Annotated in this window: 11 protein-coding genes; 4 read left to right on the top strand and 7 right to left on the bottom strand. The window is 71.4% G+C overall.

All coding sequences use genetic code 11. The features are described from left to right. Nucleotides 1-11: 11 nt before the first annotated feature. On the bottom strand, nt 12-1,082 hold the full coding sequence (locus ACZ7LE_RS13300; protein ID WP_470403743.1) for a LacI family DNA-binding transcriptional regulator: 1,071 nt from the start codon (nt 1,080-1,082) through the stop codon (nt 12-14). Nucleotides 1,083-1,413: 331 nt separating this feature from the next. On the opposite strand from ACZ7LE_RS13300, the gene ACZ7LE_RS13305 reads away from it, so the two are divergent. The 3 genes from ACZ7LE_RS13305 (at nt 1,414) to ACZ7LE_RS13315 (ending at nt 5,111) form a co-directional block, all read left to right on the top strand. Further along, nucleotides 1,414-2,427, top strand: coding sequence for an ABC transporter permease (locus tag ACZ7LE_RS13305; protein ID WP_470403744.1), 1,014 nt, complete (start codon nt 1,414-1,416; stop codon nt 2,425-2,427). Further along, entirely contained in the window at nt 2,424-3,404 is a 981-nt protein-coding gene (locus ACZ7LE_RS13310) for a carbohydrate ABC transporter permease (protein WP_470403745.1), read from the top strand. The genes ACZ7LE_RS13305 and ACZ7LE_RS13310 overlap by 4 nt, the downstream gene beginning before the upstream one ends. Nucleotides 3,405-3,479: 75 nt before the next feature. After that, nucleotides 3,480-5,111, top strand: coding sequence for a type 2 periplasmic-binding domain-containing protein (locus tag ACZ7LE_RS13315; protein ID WP_470403746.1), 1,632 nt, complete (start codon nt 3,480-3,482; stop codon nt 5,109-5,111). A 147-nt stretch (nt 5,112-5,258) separates the two neighbouring features. Here ACZ7LE_RS13315 and ACZ7LE_RS13320 read toward each other — a convergent pair whose 3' ends face one another. After that, the gene (locus tag ACZ7LE_RS13320; protein ID WP_470403747.1) at nt 5,259-6,704 is read right to left on the bottom strand and encodes a family 43 glycosylhydrolase; all 1,446 of its coding nucleotides are present in this window, start codon (nt 6,702-6,704) and stop codon (nt 5,259-5,261) included. Between the two features lie 158 nt (nt 6,705-6,862). Then, nucleotides 6,863-7,261: a winged helix-turn-helix transcriptional regulator gene (locus tag ACZ7LE_RS13325; protein WP_470403748.1), complete on the bottom strand. Its 399-nt coding sequence runs from the start codon at nt 7,259-7,261 to the stop codon at nt 6,863-6,865. 108 nt (nt 7,262-7,369) lie between these two features. Between ACZ7LE_RS13325 and ACZ7LE_RS13330 the strand changes: the two genes are divergently transcribed. Further along, the gene (locus tag ACZ7LE_RS13330; RefSeq protein WP_470403749.1) at nt 7,370-8,203 is read left to right on the top strand and encodes an SDR family NAD(P)-dependent oxidoreductase; all 834 of its coding nucleotides are present in this window, start codon (nt 7,370-7,372) and stop codon (nt 8,201-8,203) included. Nucleotides 8,204-8,287: 84 nt separating this feature from the next. Here ACZ7LE_RS13330 and ACZ7LE_RS13335 read toward each other — a convergent pair whose 3' ends face one another. The 4 genes from ACZ7LE_RS13335 to ACZ7LE_RS13350 form a co-directional block, all read right to left on the bottom strand. Beyond that, nucleotides 8,288-10,003: an HNH endonuclease signature motif containing protein gene (locus ACZ7LE_RS13335; protein WP_470403750.1), complete on the bottom strand. Its 1,716-nt coding sequence runs from the start codon at nt 10,001-10,003 to the stop codon at nt 8,288-8,290. 430 nt (nt 10,004-10,433) lie between these two features. Then, the gene (locus tag ACZ7LE_RS13340; protein ID WP_470403751.1) at nt 10,434-10,802 is read right to left on the bottom strand and encodes a DUF2200 domain-containing protein; all 369 of its coding nucleotides are present in this window, start codon (nt 10,800-10,802) and stop codon (nt 10,434-10,436) included. Between the two features lie 9 nt (nt 10,803-10,811). After that, nucleotides 10,812-11,489 carry a BMP family ABC transporter substrate-binding protein gene (locus ACZ7LE_RS13345; RefSeq protein ID WP_470403752.1) on the bottom strand — a complete coding sequence of 226 codons (678 nt, stop codon included), beginning with the start codon at nt 11,487-11,489 and terminating at the stop codon, nt 10,812-10,814. Beyond that, on the bottom strand, nt 11,486-12,871 hold the full coding sequence (locus tag ACZ7LE_RS13350; RefSeq protein WP_470403753.1) for a DUF916 domain-containing protein: 1,386 nt from the start codon (nt 12,869-12,871) through the stop codon (nt 11,486-11,488). The genes ACZ7LE_RS13345 and ACZ7LE_RS13350 overlap by 4 nt, the downstream gene beginning before the upstream one ends. Nucleotides 12,872-12,998: the final 127 nt, after the last annotated feature.

The following is a 12,998-nucleotide window of genomic DNA, read 5'->3' on the forward strand; positions in this document are numbered from 1 at the left end:
GCCGCCCACGGTCAGGACGGCGCCCGGCCCGTCGAGCCGCGCCAGATGATCGTGTTCAGCGGACCGTCCGACGCCGCCCCGGCCTCACGCGCGGCCGCCGTCTCCGGCTGGAGCGTGGCGACCAGCCGCGCCATCGCCGCCCGGCCGAGCTTGCGATGGTCGACGTTGACGGTGGTCAGCGTGGGTTCAAGGTACGCCCCGAGCTGGTTGTTGTCCCAGCCGGTCACGCTGAGGTCGCCCGGGATGGTCCACCCGCGCTCCCGGGCGCCCAGGACCACCCCGGCCGCGCCGACGTCGCTCGCCGCGATCACGGCGGTCGGGTGGTCCTTCTCCGGCAGGGACAGGACGGCGGCGCGGCCACCCTCGGCCGACCAGTCGCTCTCGATGACGAGGGCCGGACCGAGCCCGAGCCGGTCGACCGTCGCGACGAAGACGTCGCGGCGCCCGCGTGCGGAGGCGTAGTCGAGCGCGCCGGTCACGTGCAGGAACCGGCGGTGGCCCAGCTCCGCGAGGCGCACGACGAGGTCCTCGACGGGCGAGCCGTCGGCCAGCTCGCCGACGCCGCGGAACTTGTCGTCGTAGTCCGCCGAGACGACGAGCGCGGCCCGCTCGGGGAACCGCCCGCCGGACCCCGGCGGCAGGGGCGCAAGGGCAAGGACGCCCTCGACCTGGCCCGAGTCGGCGAGCTCCAGCACCCGCTCGAAGCGGTCGGCCGGCGTGCCCTCGACGCTGAACGCCTCGACGGTGTACCCGTGCTCGTGCGCGACCTCCATCACGCCGCTCAGGATCTGCGGCGGGCCGTACGTGGCCACCGCCGGGAGCAGCACGGCCACCCGGCCGCTGCGCCGGGTGCGCATGGACCGGGCGGTCAGGTTGGGACGGTAGTCGAGCTCCTCGACGGCCTGGCGCACGCGGGCCACGGTCTCGGGCCGCATCTTGGCGTCGTGGCGCAGGTAGCGCGAGACGGTCTGGTGGGAGACCCCGGCGGCCTTGGCGACCTCCCAGATGGTCGCGCGCCGCTTCTCGGTCGCCGTGTCCGTCGCGCTGCCTGTCGCCGTGTCGGTCGAGCTCTCGTTCGCCATGCCCCGTCCTCGCTGCTCATCACCGCTGGTCAGCACCCGCGTCCGTGTGGCACGCGGGCATTCTGGCACGCCCCCGCAGATCACCGTCACAGATCGTCGTCGCTGGAGAGGCCCTTGCGAAGTGATCGATCACCTCCTAGCCTAACCCGCAAGCGGTGATCGATCACTCTGCAATGGTGCAGCCCCGTGGCAATGGAGCAAGCCGTCGCACCGAGATCACCCGTGGAACAACGATGTACCAAGCAGCGACGAAACCATCAGTCCGTTCACCGAGGAGCGACACCATGCCTGACAACGCGCCGCACGTCCGCGACGTGCCGGGGACCGCGGGATGACCGCGGTCGACGAGGCCCGAGCGGGACGCGCCTCCTCCCGCCGTCGCGCGGCAGGAGGTGAGGCGGAAGAGGGCGGCGGAGCACAGCAGATCCGCAGGCCTCTGCCGTGGTGGCGGCGGCTGGCCCGCGACCGGGCGGTGCTGCTGCTGGCGCTGCCCGGCATGGCGGTCATCGTCGTCTTCCAGTACCTGGCCCTCGGCGGGAACGTCATCGCCTTCCAGGACTACCAGCCGTACCTCGGCATCGAGCGCAGCCTCTGGGTCGGGTTCGAGAACTTCCAGATCCTGTTCTCCGGCGACCCCGAGTTCCTGGCCGCGCTGCGCAACACCCTGGTCATCACGCTGCTGCAGACGGTCTTCGTCTTCCCCGCGCCGATCATCCTGGCCCTGCTGCTGCACAGCCTGGTGTCCAACCGCGTGCGCCAGTGGGTGCAGTCGATCCTGTACCTGCCGCACTTCCTGTCCTGGGTGATCGTGGTCGCGGTGTTCCAGCAGATCCTCGGCGGCGCCGGGCTGATCAACAACTTCCTGCGGTCGCACGGCTGGCAGCCCATCGACATCATCGGCAACTCCGACGCCTTCTACGCGCTCATCACGTCGCAGGTGATCTGGAAGGACACCGGGTGGGCCACCATCCTGTTCCTCGCGGTGCTGGCCGGCATCGACAAGTCGCTGTACGAGGCCTCCGCCGTCGACGGCGCGTCACGCTGGCGCCAGACCTGGCACATCACGCTGCCGGGCATGCGGCCGATCATCATCATGCTGCTCATCCTGAAGCTCGGTGACTCCCTGAGCGTCGGGTTCGAGCAGCTGATCCTCCAGCAGCAGGCGGTCGGGCTCGGCGTGTCCGACGTGCTCGACACCTACGTCTACAACCAGGGTGTCCTGGGCGGGTTCTGGGGCGTCGCGGCCGCCGTCGGCCTCGTGAAGGGAGCGATCGGGCTGGTCCTGGTCCTCGTCGCCAACAAGACCGCCCACGCCTTCGGCGAGGAAGGGGTGTACCGAGCATGAGCGCGACCACCACCGCAGGACCGGCCCCGGCCAAGCCCCCGACCACGCCGGGCCCCCACAGGAACGACAGCCGGCCGCGCAGCCGCACGCGCCCCGTGATCGACGGCGTGGCGATGCCCGGCCTCATGGAGCGCACCGTCAAGGGCATCGTCCTGACGATCGCCTGCGCCCTGGTGATCCTGCCGTTCGTCGGCATCATCTCCACCAGCCTGGCCACGCCGGAGCAGGTCACCGAGGCCGGCGGCTTCGTGCTCCTGCCCACCGGGATCGACCTGAGCGCCTACCAGATGATCTTCGCCGGCGGCGTCGTCACGCAGGCGCTGTGGATCAGCATCGTCGTCACGGGCATCGGCACCACGCTGAGCCTCGCGCTGACGACGACGCTCGGCTGGGCCCTGAGCCGCAAGGGCGCGTTCGGCGTCCGGGCGATGCTGCTCGTGGTGCTGATCAGCCTGCTCTTCAACCCCGGGATCATCCCGAGCTACCTCGTGGTCCAGCGGCTCGGCCTGCTGGACACGCTGTGGGCGCTGATCATCCCGACGTCGGTCTCGGCCTTCAACGTGGTGGTCGTGCGCGCGTTCTTCGTGCAGCTTCCGAACGAGGTGATCGACGCCGCGCGGATCGACGGCGCCACCGAGTGGCAGCTCTTCTGGCGCATCGGCCTGCCGCTGTCCAAGCCGGTGCTCGCCGTCGTCGGCCTGTTCTACGGCGTCGGCTACTGGAACGCGTTCTTCAACGCGCTGCTCTACATGTCGGACGCGAGCAAGTGGCCCCTGCAGCTCGTGCTGCGCACCTACGTGGTCGACGGCGCCCAGCTCGGCTCCCAGGACCTGGGCATCGACGCCGCCGCCCTGCCGCCCCAGACGTCGCTGCAGATGGCGATCCTCGTGGTCTCCATCGTGCCGGTGCTGCTGGTCTACCCCTTCCTGCAGCGCCACTTCGCCAAGGGGATGCTCACGGGCGCGGTCAAGGGCTGACCCGCCTGCGCCGTCCGGCATCCCGATCCTGCTGTGCTCGCTTTCTTTTCTTCCCCCGCTCGATGAGGAGTAGTCATGAACCGTTTGCTCACGGAGACGAACATCAGCCGCCGCAGCCTGCTGATGGGAGGTATGGGCCTCGGCGCGTTCGCCGTGCTCGGCCTCGCCGGCTGCAGCAACGAAGGCCGCGGCGGCGGTGCCCTGACGGGCAGCGCCACCGTCGCCCTGCCGACGTACGTCCCGTACGACGGCGTGCCCATGGACATCAAGGGCACCGACGGCGTGCCCGACACCATGCTGAAGTATCCGGCCAGCCCCCAGAAGGTGACGGAGGGGACCGTCGGCGACGGCAAGGACGTCGGCATCTTCGGGCTGACGAACACGCCGGTGCCACCGTCGGTGGACAACAACGCCTACTGGCAGGAGCTGCACGAGCGGCTCGGGTTCGCCCTGACGATCGCGCTCACACCGGCCGGCGACTACTCCGACCGGTTCCAGACGACGGTGGCCGGCGACCGGCTGCCGGACATCTTCGAGATGTTCCCCGGCGAGGTCCCCGGTCTGCCGAGCCTGCTGGAGGAGCGGGCGACCGACCTGACCGAGTTCCTCTCGGGCGACGCGGTGAAGAAGTACCCGTTCCTCGCGAACATCCCGACGGAGAGCTGGCAGTCCTGCGTCTACAACGGCAAGATCTTCGCCGTTCCGGTCCCCCGCGGGCCGGCGCAGAGCACCGTGTTCTACGCGCGCCAGGACTGGTTCGAGGCCGAGGGCATCGACCCGCAGGTGACGACCGCCGAGGAGTTCTACGACCTCTGCAAGGACCTCTCGGGCGGCAACACCTGGGCGCTCGGGCGCGTGCCGCTGGGGTACCTGCGCCAGATGTACGAGATCCCGAACGGCTGGTCCGAGGACGGCGGCAAGCTCACCAGCGCGAACCTGCACGAGCGCCAGCAGGAGGCCCTGGAGCTCGGCCGGCGTCTGGTCGCGGACGGTCTCGTGCACCCGGACGGCGTGCCGGCCACCCAGCCGCAGCGCAAGACCTGGCTGGTCAACGGCACCATCCGCATGCTCGACGACACGTTCAGCGCGTGGCCCGACTTCTCGAACTACCCGATCGACGAGAACTTCCGCCTCGCCGTCGCGGCGCCCCCGCTCGCCGAGGGCGGCGGCATGGCGGGCATCCACCTGGGCGCGCCCGTCCAGAACATCACGTCGATCAGCAAGAAGTCCGAGGGCCGCGTCGAGGCGCTGCTCAGCCTGATCAACTACCTCGCCGCACCGTTCGGCTCCGAGGAGCACCTCTTCCGGACCTACGGCGTCGAGGGCGTGCACCACGAGCTCGACGGCACGGACCCGGTGCTCACCGACCAGGGCCGCACCGAGATCCAGCTCGGGCTCAAGTACGTGGTCGAGGGCCCCTGGGTGAACTTCCAGGCCGGCGACCCCGACGTGGCGCAGGCGGAGCACGACGCCCAGGCCGCCGTCGTGCCGACCGCGGTGCGCAACCCGGTGCAGGGCCTGTTCAGCGACACGGCCAGCCGCAAGGGCGGCCAGCTCGGCGAGAAGCTCGCCTCCGTGGAGGGCGACATCCTCGCCGGGCGCAAGCCCGTCACCGCCTGGGCCGACGCCGCTGCGGCGTGGGCCAAGGGCGGCGGCGACACGATCCGCGACGAGTACCAGACGGCACTGGCTGACCGCCAGGGCTGAGCCCGCCCGCGCCGACCCCACCCACCCTCAACCGCACAACCCAAACCGTTGAGTGCTGGGTATTTGCGTGATCTGAATGCCTGATCCCGCAAATACCCAGCACTCAACGGTTCGTGGCTGGGCGGGGTTTGTGGCTGGGCGGGTGGTTCAGTCGTGTGCGGACCGACCCGGGCGCCGGGCCACGTACAGGCGGTTGCCGTCTGGTCCCGTCCACTCCAGGCGGACGACGCCGGCGGCCGCCGCCTCGCCCACCCGCGACGGATCGGCCCAGTAGCCGGCGGCCGGGTTGCGGAAGAACGTCGCCCAGGGCTGGCCGTGGTGGTCAAGGAAGAAGTTGTTGTGGCCCGCGCCCACCCCCGAGGTCCAGCGCTCCGAGTACGGACCCTCGAACCGGTCGGCGACGGCGACGACGGCGTCGTACTGGTACTGCACCCGACCGGCGCCCGGGGTGTCGTAGGCGTTCCGCGTGGTCCCGTCCGCGTTGGTCGACGTGCGGTCCCAGGCCGCGTGCACCAGGAAGTACTTGCCCCCGTGCTTGAACACGTACGCACCCTCCAGGTACGGCTCGGGCGTGTACGGCGTCTGCTGGAACAGCGGCAGGTCCGTCGTCGGGACGATGTCCTCCATGTCGTCCCGGAACGGTGCGTACAGATGGTTGTGCAGCACCAGCCAGGCGTCGTCGTCCTCGGTGTAGATGCTGCCGTCGATGTGGTGGTACGCCCCGGGCGCGATGAACGACGGCCCGCCGACGAAGGAGTCGCCGAAGGGCTTGTCGACGTTGCCCTCGGCCAGGCGGTACGGGCCCTCGGGGCCGCCCTCGCTGATCAGCAGGAACGAGCCGACCTTCGTGGAGTGGTCGCCCATGCAGGCCACGATGTACCAGGTGCCGCGGAAGTAGTGCACCTCCGGCGCCCAGGCGTTGCCACGCTTGCCGAACTGGCCGTGGTCGTCCCAGTACTCCTGCCACGGGGCGACGACGGTGCGGCCGGGCCGGTTCTCGCCGACGAACTCGGGCGACCAGACCTTGCCCTTCTCGGCGCCCGGCGCGGCGTCGGGCCGGATCGCCGTCGTGTCGGCGAGCCGCCACGGCCCGCGCAGCGACGGGGCCACCCACAGGAAGATGCCGTCGTTCCAGGGACCGGCCGCCGGGAGCCCCGGGACCCGCGTGGTCCCCGTGGCGACGTAGACGGGCTTGCCGTCGACGACGAAGCAGTTCACATAGGTGTCGCGGATCCAGACCCGGCCGAGCTCCCGGTCCCGCGGGCGCAGCTCCAGCGGCAGCACGAAGGAGTTGTCGTCGCGCGGCCAGAGGTCCGGCCGCGTGTCCGCGAGGCCGTAGGGCTCCGGGTCGGGCCAGTTCGCGGGACAGCGGCCCGCGGGCTGGCCCGACGACGCCGCCTCATCGGGCGCTGCTCCTCCAGCCGCCCCGGCGCTCGGCGTGCCCCCGGGTGTCCGACCCGGTGCTCCCGCGGCCGCCGCCGAGGCGGTCGCGGCGGGCAGGGCGAGGCCCGCCACCAGCGAGCCGGCGACGCCGGCGGCGCCCGCCAGGACCGACCGCCGGTCGACGGGAAATCCGTTCGCTGGACCTGTCATGAGCACGTCCTCCGTTCCGGGCGCGACGCCGCCGTCGCGCGTCCGACGTGACGCTAATCGGCGGAATTCCGCCGCTCAAGACGTGACAGAAAGGTACGGAAAGTGCGGTGCGGGCGGGCGGGAGCGGGCTGCGCGAGCGGGCAGGCAGCGCGAACCGCCTATGCCGCCCGGTCCCGCACGACCCAGTCCGCCAGGGCCGACAGCGGGACCAGCAGCTCACGGCCGCGCTCTGTGAGGTCGTACTCGACCCCGGGCGGCACGGTGGGAAAGACGGTCCGGGCGACCAGTCCGTCGTCCTCCAGCGCGCGGAGGGTGCGGGTCAGCATCCGCTGGCTGATCCCGTCGACACGCCGGTGGAGCTCGTTGAACCGGTGGGCACGTTCCGCGAGCAGCATCAGCACGAGCAGCGTCCACTTGTCGCCCAGCATCCGCACCGTGTGCGTGACGGGGCACGCCTCATAGTCCTCCGTCGGGACGCGTCCCGGCAGCAGGCCGCGGACGGCGGCGGCGACCATGTGGGCGTCGGGGTGGGGCACACCGGTGTTCCCATCTGACATGAAAGTGCCTTCTTTCGAGACGTCCGTGGTGCCGTGAGGATCGATGACGTCACCGTATCCAACGGTCACGTCGGGGCAGCTCGACGGCGAGACGACGAGGAGACACGCATGAGCACTCCCCCCAACCTGCTGGTCCTGGGCGCCGGGCCCGGCCTCGGCATGTCGGTGGCCCGGCGGTTCGGCAAGGAGGGGTACCAGGTCGGTCTGGTCTCCCGCAGCGCCGACCGTCACCCCGGTTACCTGGACGACCTCCGCTCCGCCGGGGTCCGCGCCGTCGCCGTCGCGGCGGACGTGCGCCGGCCCGGCGGCCTGCGCCGCGCGGTCGACTGGGTCGAGGCCGAGCTCGGGCCCGTCGACGTCGTCTATCACGGGCCCGGCGCCGACAACCCGGCGGCCGCCCCGACCGGCATCCTCGAGACGCGCGCCGACGACGTCCGCGCCGCCGCCGCCCAGGTGGTGGACCCCGCCGTCGAGCTCGCCGGGCTGGTGCTGCCAGGCATGCGCGAGCGCGGCAGCGGAGCGATCGTCTACGTGTCGGGGCTCAGCGCCGTCGTGCCGTTGCCGTTCCTCGGGCCGTTCGCGCCGGCCTCGGCCGCCCTGCGCACCTACGCCCTGACGCTCGCGGAGGCTGCCGCGCCCGACGGTGTCCACGTGGGCTCGCTCGTGGTGGGCGGTCTCATCGAACGCGGCGACATCCACCGGATGCTGACCGCGGGCGGGGCGAGCACAAAGGTCGATGAACCGGACGCGCGGGAGGTCGCCCTCGACCGGGCGCTCAACCTGCCGTCCGACCCTGTTTCTGACTCGGCCGCCCGTTTGGCTGCTGACTCGGCTCCGCTGCCGGTGCTCGACCCCGACGACCTCGCCGAAGCCGTCTGGCGCATCGCCACAGGAGCCGAACGCGAGGTCGTCTTCAACGCGCTCACCCCGGATGCGGGCTGAGGAGCGTCGCTCTGGCTCGTCCCGACCTCGCACGCTTCTCGAAGGCGCGAGGCGGGCCGAGCCAGGACATGGCCAGGCCATCCGCTAGGCCGCCGTCGCGGGTGGCATGGCGGACGGGTCGTCGAGGTCGGCAGCCTCGCTCGATGCGGCGGGTGGGTCGATGGGTGGGTCGGCGGGTGGGTCGATGGAATCGGGCACTCGGATGCGGTGACCCCGCGCGTCCGTGAAGACCCACCCCGTCTCCACCAACACACCCCCGACATTGGCGATCGCGGGCTTGCCCTGCCAGGACATCGCGATCCCCCGCGCATCAACCATCTGGTGATGGAACCAGCACAACAACGCACTGTTCGCCACCGACGTGGCACCACCCTCAGCCCAGTGCGTCACCGCGTGATGCACCTCGCACCGCGACGGCGGCTGATCACACCCCGGAAACACACAACGCCCATCACGGGCGATCACCGCACGCCGCATCTGCCCCGACACCGTCCGCTGGGCACGCCCCACATCCAACACCGCACCATCGGGCCCGAACACCACCCGCGTCACCGCACTGTCACACGCCAACCGACGCAACAACCCCGACGGCACCCGAGAACCAGACTCCGTGAACACCGCACCACCCGACGCAAGCAACCCCGAACCCGACACACCCGACGCGCCCAGCCCACCCGCACCCGCACCGCCACCAGCACCAGCACCAGCACCAGCACCAGCCACGATCACCGGACCAGCACCAGTACCCGGCGCGCCCAGGACCGACCCACCAGCAGGCCGGCCCGGGACGCTCTGCCCGCAGGTCAGGCACAGGCCCTCACGCGTGCGAGTGACCTGGGCTACCAGCTCCGACCACGAGACCGTGACACTCAGGTGCGGCCGGATCAACGCACCCGGCGAGACCACGTTCGCATCCAGCACCAGACGCGCCACATCCGCCAGACCCTGCGCACGACGCTGACCCGGCGTCCTGGAGTCCCCCGCAGCCGGAGCACCGACCACCGCATTCAAAGCCGTCGTCAACAACAGACCGTGCTCATCGGTCAAGAACCCCGCCACATGAAACCCGCCCAACGTCTTGGACACATCCAGGAACTCACCCCGGGCCGCCCGATCATCCTCCACCTCGTCCGTGTCCGGGTCGATGACCGTGGCGAACCGGCGCGCGACCACCCGGAACTGGTCCGCGTTCAACACCCCCGCCTCCCGCAGGACCAAACCCTCACCCGTCACCACGGTTCCCTCCGAGATCGCGGTCTCCAACACCTTCGTGATCCGGTCCCTGACCTCCGATCCGTCCGGATCGTCCTGCGGGTCAGGCAGATCCACCGCGACCGTGTCCACGAACGCCTCCGGTGACGTGGGCTCGCCGGTGCGAGTGTCGATCAGCCACGCCAACGCGTCCTGACGCGTCTGACTCGTCGGCGCTACCTCGCACATCACCCGGGCATGATCCACACCCAGGATCCCCGCAACCAGACGCTCACGCGTCACCGGCAAGGCCTGCGCCAGACGACGCGCCATAGCCACGTCCTTACGGGCCGTCGAGGCCGCCACACCCTCCCGCAACCGCAACCACGAGGCGAACGTGCGCGACATACCACCACTGCGCCACGACCCGTCGTCCTCGATCCGGGGCAACACCGTGAACCGCACACCCTCCAGGCGACCCACCACCTTCCGGACCCGGGTATGGGCTTGCATCAACCTGGTCACTGACGGGGCGCCCCAGCCATCGAGCACGCCCGGTGCGACCAGGCCTGCCAGCTCCGCTACAGCGGCCTCGATCAGATCCAGCACACCTTCCAACGAGGTCACGCCCGCCGGGCCAGCAGCCCCGCCCGCTGGTTGCCCGCCCTCAGGTCCTTGCCCGTTCGTGGACTCCACCCATGCCACCCCCTGCCCTCGCCGTCCGCCTGACACCATTGTCTCGAACATTCATACGCATCGCGAGGCCCACTTCAAATCTGTGGATAACTCTTCCCGAGGAAGATCGCGGCCTACTGTTGCCCGAGGGGCCACGCCTCAGAAGCCTCGGACACACCTCGGCAGGAAGGATCGGGACATGGCGGGATCGCACCACGGCCGGGAGCTGGCAACCAACGCAGCGGCCGAGGACTCAGTGCCGTCACCGCATCGCGCACCACGCGGCTCCGCCTGTCACCGACAGAGGGATCACGGGCCGCGGGCACACGAGGCCCGCGCGCAGGACGAACCTGCGTCGCCCGCCTCAGATGCCGGCTGTCTCGCTCCCGCGCAGGATCGACGTCATCTTCTTGCCGCGCGCCAGCTCGTCGACCAGCTTGTCCATGTACCGGATCTGCTGCATCAGCGGGTCCTCGATGTCCTCGACGCGGTACCCGCAGATGACGCCCTTGATCAGGGACACGTTCGGGTTCATCGCGGGCGCCTGCGCGAAGAAGGTCTCCAGGTCCACCCCGCTGTCGATCGCCTGCCGCAGGCCGGCGTCGTCGTAGCCCGTGAGCCAGGTGAGCACCTGGTCCAGCTCGGCCGTGGTGTGGCCCTTGCGCTCCACCTTCTGCACGTAGAGCGGGTAGATGCTCGCGAAGCTCATGCCGAAGATCCGGTGCCGTGCCATGCCTCGACCCTAACCGAGCTCGACGACGATGCCCGTCAGGTCGTGCAGCACGCTCGCCGCCCCGGCGGCGACGGCCGCGCGCGCACGTTTCGCCGTGACGGCGCCCGGGTGGGCGTCGTCGTTGCCCAGCCCCGTTCCCCGGAACTCCGCGCCCGGCCAGACGACGGCGGTCACGTTGTGGGTCGGTTCCGGGAGCTGCGCGCCGACCACCAGGAAGTCGGTCTCCAGGTACTGGGCCGTGATGAGGGAGAACACGTCCACGACACCGTCGCCGACCCCGACCACGAGGTCCGGCGCGGTGGCCACGGCCTCGTCGATGCGCCGCTCGACCTCGTCGTCGCTCCGCGCGGCCAGCACGGTCAGGTCCGCCCCGTGGTCCGCGGCGTAGTGCTCGACGGCGTCCGTGAGGGTCGCCGTCGCGGCGTCGTCGCCACGGGCGACCACGACGATCGTGTAGCCGGCGGGAACGGCGACGTCGTCCCACGTGCCCGGCGTGGGACGGACGGTCGCCTCGGGCGCCGGCTCGTGGCTGGACCCGACGAACCGCGCCGCGAACCCGGTCAGGGGCGGCGGGCTTGCAGCATCGTCCGACGTCGGGCCGGCCGTGACGGCGCCGCACGCGGTAAGGGTGAGCGCGACGGCGGCCGCGGCCAGGCTCGCGATGAGTCCCGCTGCCGGCCGTCTCACGACGCGACCGCCCCGGACCTCGGCGCCTCGGGTTCCGCAGGAGCTGCCTGGTCGGAGCCCTCCGCCCCCTCAGCCTCGACCGCCGCGCTCTCCGTCACCGTGCCCTCCGTCATCGTGCCCTCCGTCACCGCGTCCTCCTTCAGCGTGCCCTCCACTGACTCTTCCGCAGGTACGCCCTCCGCCGCCGCGCGCTCCGCGAGCGCCTGCGCGACGGCGGCCTGCACGCGGGCGTCCTCACGCCGGCCGCGGGTCCGACGGCGGCGCACGATCATGACGACGGCCCCGACCAGCAGCAGGACGACGGCGAGCGGCAACCACGGCACGGCCCAGCCGGACGCGTGCGCCTCGACCGGGGCGACGCCGGGGGTCGCGCCCGCGACGTCGGGCAGCTGGGCGACGAGCACGATGTCGGCGCCGAGCCAGAACAGCGGCGCCACGCCGTCGACCGGCACGGACACGGGCCAGGACTCGCCCGGCAGCAGCTCGGGCACGTCGACGGCCGCACCCTCCGCGTCGAGCCAGCCGAACGGGCCGGCGACGCCGACGTCCTGGTTCGCGGCCAGCCGGACGTTGCCGTCGTTGCGGACGGTGTACGTGACGGTCGCGTCCCCCGGTCCGAAGGGGTTGAGGGTCTGGTGATACTCGACGTGCGCGTCCGTGACCGCCAGGCTCGGCGCGAGGTCGCCGGCGACCCGCAGGTACACGCGGATCCCGGACCGGGTCTCGTAGTCCAGCCCTGCCTCCTCCGCGGTGACGGTGCGCGAGGTGAGGATCGCGCCGGCGTAGTCGCCGGGAGTCGCGTCGTCGGGCACCCGAAGAGTGAAGGGGACGTCGGCGCTCTCGCCGGGCGCGAGGCGCACCTGGTCGACGGCGGGGTCGAGCCAGGAGCCGACGTGCACGGAGCCGGTGTCGTCGGAGCCCGTGTCCCCGGAGCCCGTGTCCCCGGCGTCAGCGCCGGTGTCCCGCGTCAGGACGTCGAGCTGTCCCGCCGTCGTGGTGTAGCCGTCGGCGGCGTAGATGTCGAGCTTCAGCGGGGTCTCGCCGTGGTTGGTGACGACGAGCTCGTCGGACACCTTGGCGCCCGGGTCCACCGTGTAGCGGAAGTTCTCCCGCTCGGCCCCGTGGTCGTTGGTCGCGGTGCGCACGCCCCAGGTGACGTCGTCGGTGGGCGCGGTCGCAGGCGCAGCAGCCGTCGGCCCAGCAGCAGCCGGCGCAGCAACGGTCGACCCAGCAGCAGCCGGCCCGGCGAGCGCCGTCCCGAGGGTGACGACCAGGGCCGCGAGCCCCACGGACAGGGCCGCGAACGCGGCCGAGGAGCGAGCGGCGACACGGCGCGTGGTCACGCGGGCGGCAGGCACGGGCATGGGCACTGGCACAAGCACGGAGCTTCCTTCGATGGTGCGAGACAGATGGGTTCGGGGAGGGGGCTCTACCGGGGTCACCGGACGGGCGACGCTCCTCGTGAGAGTGCCGCCCGCCCGGCGCGGGGTCAGTCCCGCTCGGGTCAGA

This window comes from Promicromonospora sp. NPDC110617 (assembly GCF_055598465.1).